This window comes from Ruegeria sp. HKCCSP346 (assembly GCF_017872595.1).
GTDB lineage: Bacteria > Pseudomonadota > Alphaproteobacteria > Rhodobacterales > Rhodobacteraceae > Ruegeria.
In genome coordinates this window covers 365,178-385,119 of the sequence record NZ_JAEDOT010000002.1, presented here as the reverse complement: position 1 = coordinate 385,119, position 19,942 = coordinate 365,178, and the positions used below count along the sequence as shown (strand labels likewise).

Sequence of the window (19,942 nt, the reverse complement as noted above, 5' to 3'; positions counted from 1 at the left end):
ACATTGTTCTTAGCTTTAGGAGGAACCGCAATGGCACAGGACAACGGCGTCATCGAGATCGTCACGATGAATTTGGCTGAGGGTGTTTCAGCAGACGCCTTCGACCCCATCGACAAAGCCATCGAAGATGAGCATGTCAGCAAGCAGCCCGGCTTCATTTCGCGCCAAGCTGCCTTTGCAGATGGTAAATGGGCGGTCGTGGTCAATTGGGAAAGCGCAGAAGCGGCCCAGGCATCCATGGATAGCTTCGCATCTGCACCAGCTGCGGAAAAGTTCATGAGCATGATCGACGCATCCACGATGTCGATGACACGCTACGAACTGGCGCGATAACAAGACAAATGAGAATGAAGCACCCGTGGTGGCCACGGGTGCTTTACTGTTTCAACGGCTCATTCAGAAACGAGCAGGCCTTGATGTCTCGAATACCAATGACTGCAAGGTTCGCACTGCTGACTTTCAGGAACTCTTTAGCGAATGGCGGCTTGCCTGTTCGTTGATAGGGCGCTTCTATTCAGATTGTCGGTTCTGTCTCTAGCAGAACCTAGGGCAACCGAGTGAGGATTTTCAATTCAAGGGAGGCGGCGAGGCAATCGGTCGCTCCACTAAATGTAAGTAAATCATTACGAAATTTTTGGTCAACATGCCGTGCCTCTGTGATAAGAGTGTGTTGATCTAAAAAGGTTTTTCGTGTGTGGATAGGTAATGTCAAATGGAGCGCTACATTTGATGAACCGCAAGGCAATACGAACCCATTTCGACGATTTTAGCGCCCATACACAAGGTCATTAGCGCCCACAATTCGTAACTCTTCGGTTTTGCAGGAAAAAAGGCGCCGGAATTTAGGTCACCGGCGCCTTGTTCTTTGCTGGTGCGAGATTGAAAGTGCACCCAGAAATCTCACCAGAATTGATGCCGAGAGAGGCGATCAATAGTAGCCGGAGCTAACAATCGCTAGCCAATCGGAAAACCCACTTGGAACCTCAGCGAATTTCAGGGCGTGTTGTGAGGGTTGATAGGTTTTGGGACTACTTGCTTGCCGAGGTTGTCTCTTGCGCTGGACGACAGCGTGGTGACGCAACACCATCGACAATTAAAACTCTTCAACTTCACCCACTCCAGTATAAACACTAGAAGTGCTTACCTGCACACTGTCAATGATCTGGGTTGTTATCCCGCTCAACACACGCCGGTCATCGACACGCGGCTTACCGTGAGACTTGGGAAAGAAGGGCTCAAGACGCGCCATCTGCGCGTCGGTCAACCAGAAAAGATCAGACATGTTCACCGCTCGGTTTTCAGCCGTGAATCATGCCGCTCGCTGAAAATCAATGGGTCCTGACCCTAGCTATCGACTCCGAAATCCAATGATCCATGCCTACACTCAATGGCGCTGTTCAGCGCCCAACAAGCTCGGCAAAATCGTTTCAAGGCTTGACCTTTTGCGATTGCTTCTGCGCATAGGTGGGTATGGTCGGAATGTAAAACCCGGCTTGTCTTGTCTCGCAGTAAGTGCACGAGCAGGTCTGCGTTGCGCAGACCTTCCCGTGTTGTGAGCTTGCTCATATGCCACAACAAAAAATCCAAAAAGATAAACTTTGTTTTTCTAGTCCTAAGTTGAGGTAGCTTCGCTTGTACCGCGAGAGGAGAAAGTTGGTGATAAATAATAGGCCGTTCCCACTAAGTCGAATTGCTCAGCGCATCACTCTGGCGAATATCGCATTCTTAATCTTGGCTTATTTGATGTCGCCAACCAAAGTGCAAGCCCAAAGCTCACAGGCCTGCGTGGAATTAGGTGCTCCTCGAATTGAGTACTCTTCTGGATCTGAAAGCATTCGCGTTAATCAAACAATCTCAACGACGGAACGCACGTGTCTCCCGATCCCAAACGGACCCATTACAGGACTTACAATTGGAAACTCCTCGATCACGTCCTCAGGTGAAATTGAGTTGTATGTTCCTGGCCAAAATACCGTTTCAAGCAATGCTTCAGTTTTAACTCTTCTGAATGTTGATGTCGCCGCAGGCAGCGGAGACTTCGTATCTCGGGAAGCGTTGGCAACAAACATCAATGGAAAGCTCAGAGTGAACCTCATTGGAACTTCGATTGGTTCCGGCAGATCAATGACGTTCGCTCCCTTCAACGGCGCGAATATCGACCCCACTGAAGTCTACTTCCAGTCTGACCGCCCGCTAACCTATGACAACCTTACCGTTATGGGAGCGACCGAAGTAGTTTTTGGGGCCTACTATATTCAGACTCGGGTTGCTGAGGCTTCTGATTTCACACTGACGAATAGTTCAATTTCTTCAACCAGTGACCTGGCGATAGCGGCAGGCACGACTGTTCGGCTTGATGCAGCAAGTAGTTTAAACACCGTAAACTTTGAGAATTTTGGCACGTTGGCCGGCACGGGAACCGTGAACGCATTCAACTTCACAGTTAAGAACGGGGGGGTGCTTTCGCCGGGCTTTTCAATTGGTACACTTAATAACAGTGGCGGAATCGCCTTTGAAACTGGGTCAAGGCTCTTAAGTGAAGTCGATCCAACTGCCGGGCAGAAAGCTGACTTGGTGTCATCCAGCGGGCGGGTGACAGGGATTGACAGCGCCACAATCCAAGTCGAAGCCGCTCGTCCCGGTCTGACTGCGCAAGACTATGCGGCCGGCAACAATTACACGGTCCTTCAAGCCTCGAGTATTGATGGAGATTCGCCAACACTTGTTGCAGGTGGATCTCTGCCGGCTTTGTCTAATCTGACGATAGCCAATACGCCCACCGCAGATGGTCAGGTCGACATTGCATTCACCGCACAACCGGTCTCAAGCTTACCGCAGAACCCGGCGGTTACCAGTTCGCCAAACGCCAGCAACCTCGCTGGAGCGGTTGCTAATACCACAAACACATCACCGGGGACGGGGCTCAGTAGCGGTTCAACAATTGGTGCCGCTGTCAATACGCTCACCAATTCAGGTCTGGCTGGGTTTAATCGCGTGCATGCAGAACCCTATTCCTCAAACCTGACTATTGGGCTTGAGCAACTAGACCTGATAACAAACACTGTTCTGAGCCATGCTGACTGCCGCAAATATCAAGCAGTTGGTTTCAACAATCAAAACAGACCCGTTGCATCAGGTGGCATCGACACGGACCGCAGCCCTAGTGGCGCAATCGACTGCTCTGATCGGCGCTGGTGGATCGACACGGCCTATGTGAGCGGGGACGTTGATGGAAGTAACGGCCTTGGCACATTCGACTATTCGCTGGGCACCATTTTGGTTGGAGCGGATGTCGCAAGTACCAATAGAGGTGTGTTCGGCGTGTACGCAGGTTTCGGAACGTCCTCCATGGATGAGCACGATCAAGTCGATCAAGACTTTTCGACCGACAACTATCACGTGGGCGTCTATGGGCGAACAACAACCGGAACTTGGGAGTTCTCCGGACTGATCGGTTACATGTTCGGTGAAACCGACGCCAAGCGAAACAACCCTTCTGTTGATGGCTTTACGGGAGGCGAGGCTAAATCGGATTTGGACCAAGAGGGAATCCACGCCGGTATCCAGGCACGGAAGTTGTTTAACCTGGACAGCGGTGCAAGGGTTTCTACGGTTTTTGGATTGAACTACGGGCGTATTCAACAAGGTTCAGGCACAGAGACTGGCGGTGGTGACTTCAACTACTCAATTGAAAAAGCGGATGCAGAGTCTCTGGTCGCGTCCATTGGAGTTGACTACCAACGGGACTTCTTGACAGAGAATGGTGTGCTAACCCCAATTGCCTTTGCTCGTTATGAGTATGACTTCTTTGCCAACAAGGATAGTGAGCACGATATCACTGTAACGAGCCCGATATTTGGCACTTTCACACAAGTCGGACAAAACCGAGGGGCAAATGGCTTCGTGCTTGGTCTGGGGCTAGGGTATCAGATATCTGATCTGGCCAGACTAACGGCAGGATATGGCTATTCAGTTCGCTCCAATGGCCAAGAGCATGGCCTCGGTGCAAACTTAAGTGTTCGGTTTTGATTAGGGCGGACCAACGAAGAGGAGTGGTAAGCTAGCTGCAACAACTTGCGGAAGCTATCGTGGCAATGTGAGCGTCATTCTCTAGCGGCTAAAATTTGGGGATATTAAAAACATAAAGCCGCGATTTCTTGGCGTCGTCTGTCAGGATGTAGAGAAGCCCTTTGGTCTCATCGAGAGCGATACCTTCGGGATGTTTAACTTCCTTTTGTTTGCCATCTTCTGTGAACGTCAAACTGATGGATTTTATGGACTTGGACTCTGGATTATAGACAAAAATTTGACGGCCTTTGTCACTTAGAATCCAAAGAGAACGTGAAGACGGGGACCATGCCAGGCCGCTCAAATCCAGTTCATCATTATCTACACGCTCGGAGATAAAACCTGCATCGAGGGCTAAAGGAATCATCTCAATAATTTCATCTAGCTCTGGTGATACGACCATTAACAACCTTGGTTGTCCCTCAATGCCAATGAAGACCCGCCCGGATTCCGGGTCGACGGCGATGCCCTCAGGTCCCTTGTTCAAAGGGTTACCGACGAGCAATTCAGCGGCGTCCGAGTAGCCTTTGAGAGATGTTAGAGGGATTGTAGTTAGTTGAATGGGGTCAGTCGGGTGAACGACTAGAATTGATCGATCAGTTTCCTGAAGTACTAAAACAGACCCATCTTTTCGTGATGCGACGCCCTCCAGATCTGATCCCGCCAATGAAGGCAGCTTGAATGAGTTTCCTAATGCCCCATCGATTCCAAGTAGGTGCAGTTTAGGTTCAGCGTCGCTTACTGACCATAAGAAGCCTTCCGCGTTGGACAGAGACAATCCGGAAGGCTCCGAGAAGCCTTCCGATTTATCCGCCACCTTGAAGGAGTCGATGAGAGTCAAACCGGGACTCTCGGCGTGGGCGAGCTCGATCCATGCCAGAAATGCAACAGTAGCGCTTGCAAAAGAAGCGAGTTCTCCAAGCTTGGGTAAGCACCGTGAAAACCCAAGTTTCGACCGAAGCAGCTTGTGTTCTGACATTGGATTTTCTCGCGCTTGGACCATATCCTTGTATCAGCGTTCGTATCACAGTCCGGACGCGATGTCCGAAGAATGCACGGTAATCTCTTTACCTGATCCCGCCTGTTGCGATTGAATTGAATAGGGCACGATGTGCCTTTGGTGAAGCGTAAGCCTTTGGCGTGAGCAGGAAGGAAGACAAGTTGAATACGACCCTCACATTTGTGACCGTGTTGTTGATGCTGCTGTTGCCAGGTGCTGCGGTGTCACAAGTCGACCCTGCGACGATGCTGGCCGGGGCTTCGGGGTCGGAAATCGTTATCGAACGCCGGTGGACGCAGTTTCGTGGCAAACAGGAACTGTATTTCTTTACTCTCGATGTTATCGTAACGATCATTCTGGCTGGCTTGATTGTCTATCATCCGGTGAGACGTAAAGCCCGTAGAAGTGTCAGCGATATCGTCATGCCGCGACTGTTCTTCCTTTATGCGCTTGTCGGCATGGCGGTTGGGTTTCTGGTCGTACAGCACGGATCGATGATCGGGTTCGTGATTTTTGGAATAGGAGCTCTGTTAAGGTTCCGATCAAATATGGATGACCCGGTCGACACGGTGGAAATGATTATAGTCACCGTGCTTGGGCTGGCGGTAGGGCTGGGCTTACCCTTGATGGCCACACTGGTGGCGGTTGTATGTTGGTGTTTCATTTGGCTCGGTGGGCGAAACAAGGGCGTGGAAATTTCGCTCAAGGCTTCAAACGAAGAGCACTCATTGAAAGTCAGCGGGGACATTGAAGCCATGGCCGCAGACGCTGGCTGGAAGTTGGTCCGAAAACACCACGTACCCGGAAAATCTCGCGTTTCGTTGCTTTTCATCACTTCGGGTGGATTGTCGGAAGCTCGGATCGAAGAGATGATTAACGATCTGGTCCCTGAAAAAGTTGAGCTGAAACTCAACCTCTAATCATTTCACAAGGTCTAAGCGTTTCAACACCGCATTCGGGGATCTGATCTCTTTCGGGAGCGACTTGAAGTTTACTGACCTTTCGAAATCAGGCCCTCGATATACTGCTATCCCAAACTCTCCGTTTGGTTGGAACGTAACATGAGTGAAGCTGTGAGGTGATTTGGCATTGTCACCAATAAGCCGTCGCGGGCCACCTCCTAAACAAGCTTGGGAAACATAAGCCACACCGTCTTTCCAGCCTGGGTAGAAGGCATGATGGTGGCCTGACAGATGCAGAACGACACCGCTTTCTAGGTAAATTTTTTCAAGTGTTGGGTCACCGATGATTTCGCGTTCGCGCTGGATCGCGAAGGGCCAAAGTGGGAGGTGACTGAAAGTGACAACCGGATTCCCATTTGCACCCAGTTCCACAAGTCGGTCCTGTTGATCACCGGATAGCGGCCCTAAGGTCGTTGCATCCAGAGACGCAAACGTAATGCCTTGCATCTTGAATGCGTAGAAGAACGGGTAGTCATCTGAAATCAGGAAGTCGACGCCTGGTTTTCTCGGCGCCCATTCCTCTGCGTATATTTTTCGTTCACGCTCGAACCCACGGTACGCAGAGGCATCATGGTTTCCTGGCGTGACCGCAAATGGAATGCCGGCAGCCTCTAAAGGGTCTGATACGGCCTCGTGAAACGCCTCCCACATCTCCCTGACCTGTTTGTCGGATAAGTTGGGGATGCGCTGTCCCGCAACCATATCTCCAGTCGAAATAACCAAATCGGGATCAATCTCGACTATCCGCTTGATCGCCTTTTCGATGCGCGCATCGTATCTGACCGAGCCATAGCTGCCGTTCAGATCCGATATGACGATCACATCCAAAGCGGCCGCTTTGCAGGCGAGCACGACCGTCCAAACGAACGCCGCGACAGTGATCGAACGCTTACGGATCATTGCAGTCCAGGCCCTCCGCCTCGGTATTATTGTTCAAAAAGAATGCGACAGGATCCAAGTCGAACATCAAATCACCATTAGAACAATTGTCCCAGAGAATGGACGTTGCCAGCTCGGTGTTTTTCACAACTTGGGCAATCTGCCTATCTGACAACCCAAGGCTCCGCGACAACCAGCCGTAGACGAGACCTTGAGATTGAAGATCACTATTCAAAGCAACCAAGCGCCGATACGTGCTTGGAGAGAAGTGGCGAATTTTCTCCAGCATTTGAGTAGATTGCGCGAAGTTGGCATACTCGACACGCCCACCAGCATCGTTGTCGTTTAGATTGCTGCGACGGATCAATAATGCCTCGGCGGGAATATCTCCATCGTTCGGCTGATGGTGCTTGGCTTTCTTATGCTTCAACTTTCCGTCTTCGACCCAATACCAATAGGGTGTGAAGTCTATGTTTCCTACACGGTCCTGCTGGCTGAAGATGAAGTCGAGTAGAACAATCTCGGTAAGTTCTTGCATCCAAAATGCCATCTGTTGGTCGCTGACATCGGGGCCGAGATCCTTGTTGATCATCCTGTCTTTTCGGCCTTCACTAACGCCCTCTGCAATGGCCTCTGAGATTGGTTTTGAAGACCGCAAAGCCAAAAAAGCAGGCGTTTCCTGAAAATCGCGGTTTTGACCTTTTCCCCATCCAGATTTGCGCGTGCCGTTGATTTCCGAACCGTATCGATGCCCAGGGCTATCAAGCAGGACACCGTATATTTGCGTTCGGTCTGCGGTGAACAGATCATCGGTCGGTTGGTATGAGTTCGGGTCGGCGTCCGCAGCTGCAAAGACCCGCCAGCCTTCATGGTTCATGCGCCCGCCGCGAGAGCCGCCAGAAATCGCAAGGCCAGGCTCTGCAACCTCGGAGAAATGCGCCTGGGCGTCCATGCTACGCCAAACGGCGACTGGAACTTTGACAGTCGCGTCGAAATATCTGGAGAAATGATAGTAAAGCAGCGACGAAGTGGAAAACGTTCCACTGGTGCCCTTTTGGTTCATGGTGGACTTGAATTTAGCGACCCTGTCCTTGGCCAGATCTTTCGCCGCCTTTCCCTCTTTGCAAGCGTTTCTCTCGAATTCAGAACGGTTCCCCGTGTAGGGTCCTTCCGAAATATCGTAGACGGCCATTCCTGGGCTGGTGCTCCAGGTTTTTGGGCAAATGGCGATTTCGGGCGCATAGAAATCGATTTCGCAATAGGCAGTTTCTTCCTCAAGATCGCTGTTCTTGTACTCGCCCGTTGGGACTTTTTCGATCCGAATGCAGTGTTCCGTAACACCATTGGGACTATCAAATGTCGTGGCTTCTCCGCGAACATCGTCGCTCGCCCACAAGGCAGTGGGCGCAATGAAAGCCAGTGACCCCAGAAGATTGAACCTCATTTGGATAGTCCTCCCGATGTCATTTGGGGCAAATCGCGGCCTGTTGTTCGCCGGAGATCTTCAAACTGGGGTCGACACTGAAGTTAGAGAACTTCGAGTCAATCCACTGGTCACACCCGCCTGAACATGGGGCCCCGTTTCGGGCATCATTCCAATATTCCTTGGCCCTTTCTTCCGTCCATCCGCAAAACTGAACAAGCGCCATTGCCGACAATGCACCAGAGGAATGAACGCCCCACATGCAGTGCACCAGGACAGGACCCTTTCCAGGGTCCTCAATCACCTCGTGTATGGCGGCCATGACATTGCCGGGTCGGGACGATCTGGCGTTCTGATAGTCAAAGGATCCGTTTCCGCAACTGGTGCGGCCGTATTCGGTGTTCTTGCCGAAGTCCGCATAAAACCCGGCCGAAAACCCTTCATCGCACAGTGTTTCGCGCTGAGCGTTGCTCAAGCCCGTTCGACCCTTGTCGCCGCCCTTGAAGCCAGAGCGATACAAAACTCCGCTTAGGACTGGGCGAAAGAAAGCGACGCCATCGACGCCTCCGTCGCTGCCCTTTGAGAGCATCTGGCTGTTGCTTGGGCCACCGTTCCGACTGGTGACGTCAGAATTCGCCGCAGTTGCCAGAACACCGATGAATATGAGGGACGTCAAAAACCGCATGCCAGTTCCTTTCTATTCTTAAGCGCTATATGCTCAAACTCTTCCCACTTGGAAATCTATTGGAGCGGCTCATTCTCAGCAGCCGTATCAAGTGCGCGATAGACTTTCCGAACTGAAGCTTTAGATTGGCCACACCAGATTGATGATAAAGACGACCACGAAGTAGGCCAGAAATACTTTCCAGTTCAATTGGTCTTTGTTTTCTTCGTTTATCACGCCGGCCAATTTCAAGGCCAGGTTTGTTACAATTAGAGCGACGATGGTAACCGCCGCATGTGCCAAGTCGAAATGCAAACTGAAGCTCCCTTTTGCAGATGTTTGATTGATGAAATATGTGTCAGCAGTCACCTGATGGCAGCATAGTTACATCTGAGTACCTTCCCTCAGATGTCGTGATCCGAGCACATGCACCAGTATCTCTGTTAAACCAGTACGAGGTCAGCCCTTCGCTGCGGATGAGTTCAAATCCGAGACTTTGGATGCCCATTTCAGCTTGGCCCGCTCTTGCCCCTTCAAATGACGAAAGATCGCTAGAGCTGCCCACAGTTGGTGCACTTGCATCCACTGATCCAACACTGTCGTCGCATGCTGCAAGCGCAGTAATACACGCCGTGCCGATCACCAATAGGACCTTGGGTTTCATCTGTTTTTCCCTCGCTTGTTTGGACTTGCGCTCCAGGGTTTCTGATTGACCACCTATTCAATTCCGAAAATGACGTTGTAGTCGACAGAAGAGTTGCTGCGATTGATAACCTCCACAACATGATCACCGGATTGCCAAAGCTGTCCTCGATACTCTTTGTCCGCCGACATCAATCCTAACAATTCAGATCCATCAGGGTTACGAATAACATAGTCCAAGGAGCCATTTCGCGGCGCAACTCGGACGTAAAGAAACTGTTCGTTCTTTGCACCGAGAACATATTGCTGCGACGCTCCGGGCGCGAGTTCACCAACTAGTTCGGCGCCGGTGGAATCAGCATCGAATTTGACACGTTGGCTACCGGTAGAACCGGCGGCGCCTGCCATTGCTCCACCGCCATCATCCATCGCTTCGACAACCGACATCTCGCCGATGCTTCCATCCTTGTAAGCGATGCAGCGCCAAAGTGTTCCACCTGCATCACGCAGCATAACGAGCGTACCAGCTTCCGAGAACTGAGAGCTTTCAATCGTTCCGGATTGACCGTCTGGTCCACCAACCAGCCGCAAATGGTCGATACACGCGTCGTCGGCTTCTGACATTGCAAAAGCAGCTGTGCTCGCGATTGCGAACATGGGTGTGAGGAGTTTGAGTAAAACGAGTTTCATCAGATGGTTCCCTGTTGGCTTGTCCTTGAAGTTTTGTTCCGTACAAAGCGGAACCTCACTTTGCTTCTCGTAACTTTGACAGAAATTCATCGCATGCCTGTGCGCTGCCGACGATCTCATCTGTCGTTTCAATTCCTTGCAGAGATGCCATCTCGGAATTTACGCGATTGAGGATTTGATCCGCTTGCTCGGCGGTGATCAGGTTCTCGGCTTGTGCTCCTTTCAATGTGGTGCAAACACCGGCGGACAAGCCTGTCGCAACGCCGACCCCCATTGCGGCCCCGCCACCCAAGGTCATCGCTCCAACCACGCCGAGGACGAGCCCGATCACAATTCCCAAGATTACTTTTCCCATGTTTTCCTCCTTTTGGGTGAGACAGAGCTCCGCCTTCACTTCTGGCGCAAACTGCGTACCCATCTGCAAATCAAGACCAGCGCTAACAGGTTGAGCACCGGTACAATCGCCGCAAACCACGGTTTGGCTGACTCTGAGACCAAATCCACTAGAATTATCCAAGGCAATCCCAACGGCAAAAGGAACACCCCGGACAAGGGATCTCGTTCCTGTCCCAACCAGCCAAATGTGCCGGTCAAGAATGCAATCAACGCCAACAGGTACAGGGTCGAGAATACGATGATGGTGGTTCTACAAACCAAGTCGAGCCTCAGCAGATCAAGCCAGTGCTGCGCAGCCATTATTGGCCACGCATCAGACTGCTCACAATGCGCCTTCGTCGCCCAGGAACTCGATACCAGCCGTCGCGCCATCACTGTAGGCAATACAATTCCACGGAGCCCGATCCTCTCCAACGCCGACGGTGACCTGTGTTCCAGCTTCGCTGAATGCGGATGAGAGCACCACGACTTGCGAATTGTTCGTTGTTTTGGCCACATCTCGCAAACACGCCTGCTGAGCGGGTGTGAGTTCGGCGGGCGCACTGGATGTACCCGTGTCCTCACAGGCCGCAAGCAGTGTGAAACAAGTTGCGCCCGCAATCATCACTATCTTGTTGGTCATTTTCTTCTCCCTCTGAGTCTGTTGAAATTAACGAAGTTGGATACGCTTGTTTGAGGATCTCGCGTTTGGGCAGCCGACAGAACATACCTCGATCCTGTGACGACCTTTTCCAAAACTTGCTGCGGGGGGGCTTGGCGGGCAGATCACTATTACGTTGACTGCCAAGACCTCCAACAACGTGGGATGGCCGAATGACGTCACTAGCAAATGCTAGAGCAAACTCTGGAAAGAGGGCGAGTACGTTAAGTCTAAGCATCGCGCCCTCCCAACGACTGATCCGTGTAAAATGCCTTCCGACCGCCAGCACTCACACCAGCAGTCGGAAGGGCCCGACAATTCGGGCGACAGCGACAACAACGGAGGTAAAATGAAAGCTGTGTCGAATTCGCATGTTTGAATCTATTTTCTAAAAAATCAATATTTTTTCCGCGCGTAAAATTCATTACGCTCTCGTGCGATAGGCTTCTGCTTTCAAACAAAGGTAAGAGGGAGCATCCGTAGGGGCGAGTTCGCTCTCCTAAGCGGCGCAGCGTTTAAGGCCGCACAGAAGTTAAGAATGGAGTGAAATATGGGATTTAGCGAAGCCGTTAAAACGTGTTTCTCGAAATACTTTCAGTTCTCCGGTCGGGCTTTACGCTCAGAATACTGGTGGTTCTTCTTGTTCGTGGTTCTCGCGAGCGCTGCTTTAGCTGTGCTGGATACGATCATATTCGGGACCAACCCCGAAACAGGGCAGGGATCTCGGGTTCTGTCCTCTGTTTTCCAACTGGCTGTTCTCATACCCATGCTGGCCGCCGGTTGGCGGAGGCTGCATGATACAGGACGACCTGGCTGGTATTTGCTGCTGCCGATGGCGCTCAGCATTACAACGCTTTTTGTTATGCTGGGCGGCGTGGCGTTCTTCTCGGTATTGGAGCAAGGGACGGAAAACCCCGATGCATTACGAGGACCCGCGGCAGTCCTGGGCGTGACCGGTATTGTTGTTGTCTCAATTCTTCAATTCATTCTGTCCATCCTGATGATCTGGTGGCTGACGCGACCTTCCCAAGAAGGCGCAAACGAATACGGCGCACCTGTTTCCTAACCTTGTTGCCCGGGTAACGGACCGGAAACTTTGGCTGAATGACAGTACGAACCACACCCCTGGAGAGAGAAAATGAGGTTCAAAACGATTTCCATTGGAATGCTACTGATGGCTATGGCGACCACAGCATCAGCGGAGTGGTCGTTCAACTCCGGGCCTAATCCCAATGCATTTATTCAGACCGGAAACATGACGCTGGAGCTTCAGTGTGACCGTATCCGCTTTGCTCCGGCTGGATATGAGGACAGCCAGGACATTGTACAGAAGCAAGGGCTTTCCATTCGGTTTTTAAAGAATGGCACCACCGAAGTTGGGGCATTTCAGGTTGGCGCAGAAAACGCGGCTTTGCAGATCGTCGACAATTATCCTGTCGAGGTCAGTTTCAATAGTCAGCAGGATTATGGTTTTGTACTGGACCAGCTCGCGGCCAATGCATCCGTTAACCTGTCCATGATTGATCAAGATGTCAGCTACGGAATCTTTGACTTGAAAGGTTCCAGCGCGGCAATTCGGTCCCTTCGTTCCGCCTGCGATTCAGGAGCTAGCCAACGGGCCTCCTACGAACCCCCAGAAGGCATCGTCTATTGTGGTGGCGGAGCGGTAGAGCGTGTCATCGAACCGGTAATTTTGGACAACCCGGACGGAGAATGGGACGCGCGAGTAACGGTCAACGGCGCGTCGATCAGAGCCATGACGGCCTATAGTTACTTCGGAAACTATGAGCCGCCGGCCGGATTTGTCGTCGCCCTGCTTGGGGAAGACATGTCCGAGTTTCTGATTTTTAGCGAAGGCTCGTCAAACTGGCTGGAATACGGGGACTACAGGTATGATCAATGCAACTGAAGCCACCTTCCAACCGGCTTCCCAATTGGCAAACTACTTGAAACGTTTGGTATCTGCGATCCTGCTTGGTTCGGGCCTGGTTTGGACCTCACCAGTTGTCGCGGCTGACGTTTCGCAACTTCCAACCGGTTTGCGAGCAAAGGTTGATCTGGCGGCACGAGCCTGCGCGGAGTTCAACAACGGTCAGTTTGGCTTAGATTGGGGCGCGGTCGAAAGGGTCGATCTCAACGGAGATCTACAACGCGACTGGGTTTTGAATGAGTCTGGTTTTGCGTGTTCGAGCGCCGCATCTCTTTACTGCGGAACTGGCGGATGCATGTCGCACTTTTGGGTTAGCGAAGAGGTGCACTCCTTGCTCAACCAAGGCTGGACGGTCGTTGATTTTGGGCGTCGACGCGTTGTCGTAGCGGATATTCATGGATCCAATTGCGACGGAATAAACCCAACGCCATGCGTCAGCGCTAGTGTTTGGGATGGCGAAGCCGACACTTGGCGCTCATCTGCTGGCGATTGGGAGTAAGCTGCATTTGGGCACCGCAGATAAGCCTGACGGCCTGTTTATTCGATGAGTTCTCTGTGGCACGCAATGAGGTCATTGGCCATGGATCTACCGAACCAATCTCTGGTTTGTGAGTGATCAACATCAACGCATTGGACAAAGCCACCAGTCACTCTGTCCAGTGTTGGAAACTAGTACCGAGCGTGGGCTCTCTTTTCGACGATCACGATCCTCTTCGTCTGACACTCCCGCAAAAAGACAAACAGTCCTGATCCCAAGATTAGCGTGACACCAAGCGGGATGGGAAGGTTCTGTATTTCTACCGACCTAAATTCCTTTCTCTGGTCACAATACGGACTGACCATTCCAAAAATTTCCTACCGCCACCTTGATTTTCTGGATCAATCATTCCAAATCATGCGCATGAGCAAAAAAACTCTACCCAATGGCGACATCAAATCATCCGCAGGTCCAGGCAGACCTCGTGCCTTTGACGAAGCTGAGGCTTTGGAAAAAGCCTTGTGCGTATTTTGGCACAAGGGCTACGAGACCGCGTCCGTGGACGATTTGACCAAGGCCATGGGTTTGAGCCGGTCCAGCTTCTATGGAACGTTCGTCAACAAGCAGACTTTATTTCACAAAGCTCTCAGGCACTATTCAAGGCGTGGTTTGAAAAATCTGCGTGACGTTGCAGATGCGAGCGGAAATGACCCCGTTGGTGCGATAATGGAAGCTTTGGCGAACCCACAAGGTGGTCGTGACGGCTGCATGCTGATCAATTGCCTTACGGAGCTTGCTCCTCATGATGATGAAGTGGCGGCTCTCGGGCGACAGCATTTGGAGAGTATTGACGAGATTATTGCGAGAGCGCTTGAGCCTTCAGATCCGGGTGTGGCTCTCGACAAGGCGCGCGCCTATGCCTCCCTTGCAATTGGCACGCTAGCCTTGCGCAAGGCGGGCGTTCCCGATGAGCAGATATCGCAAACCCTGAAACAAGCCCGGTTGGTGATTTCGCCATAAGGCCCCCCGCCACCATAAGGAAATGAAACCTAACACAAACTCAAACAAGAGACGGTGATCCTAATATTGGACTAATCGGTCCAATAATATCTGAACGAAGTTTACAAAAGAAGGAAGCAGCAATGGCTGATGAAAAACTGTTCTCCGGCATCAAAGCTGGTGCAATCGAGCTGAAAAACCGCATTGTCATGGCGCCATTGACCCGCAACCGGGCAAGAGCCGAGGATGACAGTGTCCATGAATTGCAGGCCAAGTACTACGCCCAGCGGGCGGGTGCAGGTCTGATCGTAACGGAGGCTTCGCAAATCTCGCCCCAAGGCAAGGGCTATGCCTGGACGCCCGGCATTTATTCCGAAGCGCAGATCGACGGCTGGAAAAAAGTGACTGAGGCCGTCCATGCCAAGGACGGGAAGATTGTAATCCAGCTTTGGCATGTGGGCCGGATTTCGCATTACAGCTTGCAGCAGGATGGTGGCGCCCCTGTGGCACCATCCGCAATTGGAGCCAAGGCCAAGACGTTTGATGGTGAGCAGTTTGTTGAAACATCTGAACCGCGGGCTCTGGCCATCGAAGAAATTGCTGGCATCGTTGCGGACTACCGGAGGGCTGCGGAAAACGCCAAAGAGGCCGGTTTCGACGGTGTCGAGGTCCACGCAGCCAACGGATACCTTATCGATCAATTCCTGCGGGACGAATCCAACAAGCGTGAAGACGAATACGGCGGTCCTGTCGAGAATAGAGCGCGGTTCCTGAAAGAGGTCATGGACGTGGTTGTCGATGTCTGGGGCGCCAACCGCGTTGGTGTCCGCCTCAGCCCATTCTCGGACGCCAACAACATCTCCGACAGCGACCCACAGGCGACATTCACCCATGCGGTCAAATTGCTGAATGGCTATGGGCTGGCCTATCTCCATCTCGTGGAAGGACAGACCGGCGGCCCGCGCGATATTCCGGAAGGTGGCGATCTGAAGGCGCTCTATGAATTGTTTGACGGTGCGAAAATCGGCAACAACGCTTATGACCGCGAAATGGCGGTTGAAGCGGTTGAAACCGGAGCCGTCGATCTGGTGGCCTTTGGTCGGCCGTTTATTTCCAACCCGGATCTTGTCAACCGGCTGGAGAAAGACGCCGCGCTGAATGAGCTCGATCCAACCACTCTCTACGGCGGCACTGAAAAAGGGTACACCGATTACCCGGCACTGGAAGAGGAAGCGGTTGCCGCAGAGTGATACATCGCTCTTAACTCCGTAGTGACAAACAAAACCAAGCAAAGTGAGCGCGTCGGTTTGAACGCGCTCACCTAGCAGTTACGGAAATGCCCATTCTTGAAGCGAGGATCTATCACTAGCCTGCGAATTAACTGCTTCCCTATGATCAGAGTTGAATATTTCCAATCAGAATGCACTCTTGATTGAAAGGCGCCCGGTTTTAGTTGAAGAAGATGTGCGGTGACTACTTTCAATTTAGCGCGTTTCTTGAATCGTGCAAACTTATGGGCAAATCGTGCAAACTTATGCGCAAATGCCGCGCAAAATTATGGGCGAACACAGCCGAATTTCCTGAATGAAATCAACGATATTAATGCATCGTTATGAGAACACCTACATCATGTGTAGGTTTGCGAATAACACTTCGCGCACCCCATAAGTTTGCGTAGTTTGCCCATAGTATTGCGCGGCACGATTGTCTGCCTTAACGATGAATTCAATCATTTTTTGGCTTAGTCGTTGCGGTTATGGTCCTTTGCGTTGCTCGATCACGCAAAGGGCCTTCCTAAGGAACCTTGGGTTCCATGCGGCCTTTTTGCTTGGATTCTCGCGAACGTCTGCGACGCGCAGAATGCGGGCTTTGCAAATCTGCAAAGCCCATCCTCAATCGACAGACGGCGTGGTCTGGCTCTATCACCGATTTTATCAACGCCGTGTGATTTCAAAGCGGAATTATATGAATAGATTTTGACGCTCGTTTCTAGGCAAATGGCGCGATACGTTTCGTCAGTATCTACTCAGCGTCTCCAGTATTATGTTCCGCGTATTGACGTCGTTGTGGAAAATCCTGCCGGCGAGAAACTCGGACGGAAACTCAGGCCATGTCCTGCGCATTTCAGTGACGAGCCGTCGTGCTTCTTCTGAATTTCCCAACTGATCATACGCAACGGCTTGGAATAAGAGCGAAGGCGCACTGACTGGCGCTCCGGCAGCTGGCGCTCCCTGAAAGGCTTCAACAACACTTTCGTAGTTCCCGAGCATTAGTTGTGAAACGCCCCAGATGTTTCTCGCACCAAACCTACCAGATCCTGATTTGGGTCTCTCTGGGTTGCTAACCTCGGCAGCAAGTTCCGGGGCGTTAGCCAAGATGGCGGTCATACCTGCAACGTCGAGAATATGGCCATCCTTCGGCGCCAGTTCGACGGACATTCTAGCGTATTTCAATGCCTCGTTTGGCTGGTTTTTGACAGCCAGCACCCAACCATTTGCGCCGTTTGCCCACGCATCAGAGGGGGACAATTCAAGCGCTTTTCCAGACATTTCCGAGGCTTGATTGAAGAGATCATCCCTTTGTGCTTCATCCGGCGACAACACCGCCAGGATCGCCAAGACCTGCGCTGATCCGGCATAGCCGTCGGACAGACCCGGGTCGAGTTCCCTAGCGTACTGGAACATTCCCAGCGCTATTTGCTGACGCTTGACATCAAAAACGGGGAAAAACATGCCGCGGGCTTGTTCCGCAAGGTTGACCGCCTGGAGTCGTGTCAATGATTGTTCACCAAGCGCCACACGTTCTGCTTGTTCGATGGATCGAGTTGTTGGCACAACCTCCCTGCTATCCTGGCTCATCCAGATGCCAAGCACAGCGACCAATGCAAGAACACCCAGTCCTGCATGCAGCAGTTGCCGCGAACGCCAACGGCCAACTGGATTGTCGCTCTTCAGCTCACTTGATGTGCGGTCTTCGATTGTAGGTTCGAATGAAAACCGCGGCTTGTATCCGCCGGGGTCAACAAAAATGCGAACTCCATTGCCGTCCCAGTGATCTTCGTAGAACTGATGCAAAAGACGACGCAGCCGCCTTGCCTCAACGCGAACCAGGTTTTGACCGCCAGTACCATCTATGCGCCGCCCATAGACCTCAACAGCGATAGCTTTGCCTCTAATCTGATTGCTTCGACCAGATAGAGATTCCTCGACTATATAAGTGAGAAATTGCGTGAGTCGTGGTGAAGCTTGAAACCCGTCGCTTGATACGATTCGGCTCAGAGCTTCCCGAATGAGTTCCGGAGAAGGCTGCCCAACATGTTGATTTATTGTTAAATCGTTGGATTTGTTCAATGTCAACTCACCCCCAACTCACGGTGACTCACTTGGCCTTTGCGGTCAACCGCACTCATCTTGATTTGAGAATAGATAGTGGGTGTCGGGACTTTTCCAGTGACGGTCGACCTGATTGAAGAAATTCCAGAACTTTCTGATGTGCTGTCGGGGCGTATCGGAACGGATGCGCTACTCGGCGAGGTCATCGAAGACCTGAAGAAAGCATCTGCGTTTTCGAAAGACGCATCGATCTCGGCCTTAGAGCGCGCCGAATGGGCCCACATCAAATCTGAACTCATCAACGAGCTTCGCCGGATGTTGAAGCGCAACCTTTGAGATACTTCCAACTGAGGACCAATCCATGACCAAGGAAGACAATAGAAAAGACCAGGACGACAAACAGGTTCGGGCATCAGATCAAATTGAAGACCCGTCGCGGCGGAGTGTTCTTAAGGGCTTGGCAACTGGAGCGGCTGCGACAGGGGCAGCTGGGTTTGCGGCAGGAAGTGCCGAGGCCCACGAAGGAGGCGGTCCACTGGGAGAAACACTCAAGAACCCATATGGTGGTCGACCCGCAGGCGGCATCTCTTTGCCAGAGTACTTCCGTCCTACGAAGTACATGACTGGTTCAAATGCGAACTATTTTCCGCTTAGTGAGGAGTTGGGGCCAGATGAGATGCGCATCTCATTCTGCGGCTCAACACCATATCCGCCGCGCGAAGATCAGGCGGGAACTTGTATCATGGTGGAGTTGGGGAATGGAAAACGGTTCTTCTTCGACTTTGGGTCCGGTTGTGTCCGCAACATCATTGCGATGCAAGTGCCTGGGCAGTTGATCAACGATATCTTCATCTCTCATTTGCATGTCGATCACTACGCCGACATTCCTTATATCTATCCGTTCCGGGCTTGGTCTGGAGGGTATACACCATTGCGCATCCATGGTCCCTCTGGTCGGACACCCGAACTTGGCACAGCTGGAATGGTCAAAGGCATGCAACAGATGCTCAAATGGCATCTGGAGGCCTTTGATGTGTTCCCGATTGGGGACGGCTATGAGATCGAGGTCAACGAGTTCGATTTCCGCCAAGAAGGTGGCATCGTTTATGACCAAGACGGTGTGACTGTTCGGTCCTGGCCGCGCAGTCATGCCAAGGACGGCGCAGTTGGTTATCGGCTCGATTGGAACGGTCTGAGCTTTGTATGGACCGGCGATGGACGCCCGGATGAGCTTTCACGGAAATACGGCGAAGGCGTTGATGTCTTTGTAACCGAAATGTCGGGACAGGATATTGGTCAGTTGATGACTTACAAATACGGTATCCCACAGGAATTGTTTAATTACACAATCGATACGCATCATACCTCCCACTATGCTGTGGGTAAGCTCTTTGCTGACACAAAGCCGCGTTTGGGGATGGTGACGCACTATACGCAAGACGAAGACATCGACGCTGAAATGCTGGCAGGTATTCGCGCCCATTACGACGGCCTTTTCCAATGGGGTCTCGATGTTGCCGTTGTTAACGTTACTAAGGATGCGATCTGGTATCGGAAAGCCGCATTGCCCGGAAAATCTGGCACAGTTCCGCCATTCCGCGAACTGGCTGCGGCAGCAGAGGCCGGGCGCATCGAGCTTCCAGAGGAAGTTACTTTGCCGAACCCAAGGCTTACCCGAGCGGATCAGCAAGATCAGAAGTATCGAGATATGGAGATCGATCCACGCGAATACTACCCAACTGACGTTTTCCGAGCGCCCGGCGGAGACTGGCCGCAGAACTTTACCATCAAAGTCTCGGATGTAATCGGCTCGCGCGAAGAAGACTGAGAGGAGATCCA

At 51.9% G+C, this 19,942-nt stretch carries 20 protein-coding genes and 1 pseudogene; 10 read left to right on the top strand and 11 right to left on the bottom strand.

Going from position 1 to position 19,942, the window contains the following annotated elements:
- Positions 1–30: 30 nt before the first annotated feature.
- Positions 31–333: a hypothetical protein gene (locus I9185_RS10375; RefSeq protein WP_209835555.1), complete on the top strand. Its 303-nt coding sequence runs from the start codon at positions 31–33 to the stop codon at positions 331–333.
- An 838-nt stretch (positions 334–1,171) separates the two neighbouring features.
- On the opposite strand, the pseudogene I9185_RS10370 reads toward I9185_RS10375, so the two are convergent.
- Positions 1,172–1,282, bottom strand: a pseudogene (locus tag I9185_RS10370) (IS5/IS1182 family transposase); the annotation flags it as partial.
- Between the two features lie 374 nt (positions 1,283–1,656).
- On the opposite strand from I9185_RS10370, the gene I9185_RS10365 reads away from it, so the two are divergent.
- A complete protein-coding gene (locus tag I9185_RS10365) occupies positions 1,657–4,029 on the top strand; it encodes an autotransporter domain-containing protein (RefSeq protein WP_348539734.1) in 2,373 nt (790 codons plus the stop codon).
- A gap of 88 nt (positions 4,030–4,117) precedes the next feature.
- Here the strand turns inward: I9185_RS10365 and I9185_RS10360 are convergent, their stop codons facing one another.
- Positions 4,118–5,047, bottom strand: a complete 930-nt coding sequence (locus I9185_RS10360; protein ID WP_210092998.1) for an SdiA-regulated domain-containing protein — start codon at positions 5,045–5,047, stop codon at positions 4,118–4,120.
- A 182-nt stretch (positions 5,048–5,229) separates the two neighbouring features.
- Here I9185_RS10360 and I9185_RS10355 point away from each other — a divergent pair, with 182 nt between their 5' ends.
- Positions 5,230–5,988, top strand: a complete 759-nt coding sequence (locus I9185_RS10355; RefSeq protein WP_170428316.1) for a hypothetical protein — start codon at positions 5,230–5,232, stop codon at positions 5,986–5,988.
- On the opposite strand, the gene I9185_RS10350 is transcribed toward I9185_RS10355, so the two are convergent.
- The 8 genes from I9185_RS10350 to I9185_RS10315 form a co-directional block, all read right to left on the bottom strand.
- Positions 5,989–6,930: a metallophosphoesterase gene (locus I9185_RS10350; RefSeq protein ID WP_210092997.1), complete on the bottom strand. Its 942-nt coding sequence runs from the start codon at positions 6,928–6,930 to the stop codon at positions 5,989–5,991.
- Positions 6,920–8,353 (bottom strand): hypothetical protein, encoded by a 1,434-nt coding sequence (locus I9185_RS10345; protein WP_210092996.1) that lies wholly within the window; start codon positions 8,351–8,353, stop codon positions 6,920–6,922. The genes I9185_RS10350 and I9185_RS10345 overlap by 11 nt, the downstream gene beginning before the upstream one ends.
- A 19-nt stretch (positions 8,354–8,372) precedes the next feature.
- On the bottom strand, positions 8,373–9,017 hold the full coding sequence (locus tag I9185_RS10340) for a hypothetical protein (protein WP_210092995.1): 645 nt from the start codon (positions 9,015–9,017) through the stop codon (positions 8,373–8,375).
- Between the two features lie 120 nt (positions 9,018–9,137).
- Entirely contained in the window at positions 9,138–9,365 is a 228-nt protein-coding gene (locus I9185_RS10335; RefSeq protein WP_210092994.1) for a hypothetical protein, read from the bottom strand.
- Between the two features lie 348 nt (positions 9,366–9,713).
- Positions 9,714–10,328, bottom strand: coding sequence for a hypothetical protein (locus I9185_RS10330; protein ID WP_171723858.1), 615 nt, complete (start codon positions 10,326–10,328; stop codon positions 9,714–9,716).
- 55 nt (positions 10,329–10,383) lie between these two features.
- Positions 10,384–10,746, bottom strand: coding sequence for a hypothetical protein (locus I9185_RS10325; RefSeq protein ID WP_171638327.1), 363 nt, complete (start codon positions 10,744–10,746; stop codon positions 10,384–10,386).
- The gene (locus I9185_RS10320) at positions 10,719–11,024 is read right to left on the bottom strand and encodes a hypothetical protein (RefSeq protein ID WP_210092993.1); all 306 of its coding nucleotides are present in this window, start codon (positions 11,022–11,024) and stop codon (positions 10,719–10,721) included. Before I9185_RS10320 ends, I9185_RS10325 begins: the two co-directional genes overlap by 28 nt.
- 22 nt (positions 11,025–11,046) lie before the next feature.
- A complete protein-coding gene (locus I9185_RS10315) occupies positions 11,047–11,346 on the bottom strand; it encodes a hypothetical protein (protein ID WP_171638330.1) in 300 nt (99 codons plus the stop codon).
- A 568-nt stretch (positions 11,347–11,914) separates the two neighbouring features.
- Here I9185_RS10315 and I9185_RS10310 point away from each other — a divergent pair.
- The 5 genes from I9185_RS10310 to I9185_RS10290 all read left to right on the top strand — a co-directional run bounded on the left by I9185_RS10310 (position 11,915) and on the right by I9185_RS10290 (position 16,021).
- Positions 11,915–12,430, top strand: coding sequence for a DUF805 domain-containing protein (locus I9185_RS10310; protein WP_171638331.1), 516 nt, complete (start codon positions 11,915–11,917; stop codon positions 12,428–12,430).
- A gap of 72 nt (positions 12,431–12,502) precedes the next feature.
- Positions 12,503–13,273: a hypothetical protein gene (locus I9185_RS10305; protein ID WP_210092992.1), complete on the top strand. Its 771-nt coding sequence runs from the start codon at positions 12,503–12,505 to the stop codon at positions 13,271–13,273.
- Positions 13,257–13,793, top strand: coding sequence for a hypothetical protein (locus tag I9185_RS10300; RefSeq protein WP_209834438.1), 537 nt, complete (start codon positions 13,257–13,259; stop codon positions 13,791–13,793). Before I9185_RS10305 ends, I9185_RS10300 begins: the two co-directional genes overlap by 17 nt.
- Before the next feature lie 264 nt (positions 13,794–14,057).
- Positions 14,058–14,792 (top strand): TetR/AcrR family transcriptional regulator, encoded by a 735-nt coding sequence (locus tag I9185_RS10295; RefSeq protein ID WP_348539733.1) that lies wholly within the window; start codon positions 14,058–14,060, stop codon positions 14,790–14,792.
- A 122-nt stretch (positions 14,793–14,914) separates the two neighbouring features.
- Positions 14,915–16,021 (top strand): alkene reductase, encoded by a 1,107-nt coding sequence (locus I9185_RS10290; RefSeq protein WP_210092991.1) that lies wholly within the window; start codon positions 14,915–14,917, stop codon positions 16,019–16,021.
- Positions 16,022–16,786: 765 nt separating this feature from the next.
- Here I9185_RS10290 and I9185_RS10285 read toward each other — a convergent pair.
- On the bottom strand, positions 16,787–18,121 hold the full coding sequence (locus I9185_RS10285) for a hypothetical protein (RefSeq protein WP_210092990.1): 1,335 nt from the start codon (positions 18,119–18,121) through the stop codon (positions 16,787–16,789).
- A 99-nt stretch (positions 18,122–18,220) separates the two neighbouring features.
- Between I9185_RS10285 and I9185_RS10280 the strand changes: the two genes are divergently transcribed.
- Together I9185_RS10280 and gntH are read left to right on the top strand one after the other, a co-directional pair.
- Complete coding sequence (locus I9185_RS10280) at positions 18,221–18,439, top strand: hypothetical protein (RefSeq protein WP_171638341.1); 219 nt, start codon at positions 18,221–18,223, stop codon at positions 18,437–18,439.
- Between the two features lie 25 nt (positions 18,440–18,464).
- Positions 18,465–19,931: a guanitoxin biosynthesis MBL fold metallo-hydrolase GntH gene (gene gntH, locus I9185_RS10275; RefSeq protein WP_210092989.1), complete on the top strand. Its 1,467-nt coding sequence runs from the start codon at positions 18,465–18,467 to the stop codon at positions 19,929–19,931.
- Positions 19,932–19,942 lie beyond the last annotated feature (11 nt).

Bases quoted from the DNA above. Each gene is read 5' to 3' on its own strand.
- I9185_RS10315 (WP_171638330.1), bottom strand. From the start codon at position 11,346: ATGACCAACAAGATAGTGATGATTGCGGGCGCAACTTGTTTCACACTG.
- I9185_RS10305 (WP_210092992.1), top strand. From the start codon at position 12,503: ATGAGGTTCAAAACGATTTCCATTGGAATGCTACTGATGGCTATGGCG.
- I9185_RS10300 (WP_209834438.1), top strand. From the start codon at position 13,257: ATGATCAATGCAACTGAAGCCACCTTCCAACCGGCTTCCCAATTGGCA.
- I9185_RS10350 (WP_210092997.1), bottom strand. From the start codon at position 6,930: ATGATCCGTAAGCGTTCGATCACTGTCGCGGCGTTCGTTTGGACGGTC.
- I9185_RS10345 (WP_210092996.1), bottom strand. From the start codon at position 8,353: ATGAGGTTCAATCTTCTGGGGTCACTGGCTTTCATTGCGCCCACTGCC.
- I9185_RS10360 (WP_210092998.1), bottom strand. From the start codon at position 5,047: ATGTCAGAACACAAGCTGCTTCGGTCGAAACTTGGGTTTTCACGGTGC.
- I9185_RS10340 (WP_210092995.1), bottom strand. From the start codon at position 9,017: ATGCGGTTTTTGACGTCCCTCATATTCATCGGTGTTCTGGCAACTGCG.
- I9185_RS10375 (WP_209835555.1), top strand. From the start codon at position 31: ATGGCACAGGACAACGGCGTCATCGAGATCGTCACGATGAATTTGGCT.
- I9185_RS10330 (WP_171723858.1), bottom strand. From the start codon at position 10,328: ATGAAACTCGTTTTACTCAAACTCCTCACACCCATGTTCGCAATCGCG.
- I9185_RS10320 (WP_210092993.1), bottom strand. From the start codon at position 11,024: ATGGCTGCGCAGCACTGGCTTGATCTGCTGAGGCTCGACTTGGTTTGT.
- gntH (WP_210092989.1), top strand. From the start codon at position 18,465: ATGACCAAGGAAGACAATAGAAAAGACCAGGACGACAAACAGGTTCGG.
- I9185_RS10325 (WP_171638327.1), bottom strand. From the start codon at position 10,746: ATGGGTACGCAGTTTGCGCCAGAAGTGAAGGCGGAGCTCTGTCTCACC.
- I9185_RS10310 (WP_171638331.1), top strand. From the start codon at position 11,915: ATGGGATTTAGCGAAGCCGTTAAAACGTGTTTCTCGAAATACTTTCAG.
- I9185_RS10290 (WP_210092991.1), top strand. From the start codon at position 14,915: ATGGCTGATGAAAAACTGTTCTCCGGCATCAAAGCTGGTGCAATCGAG.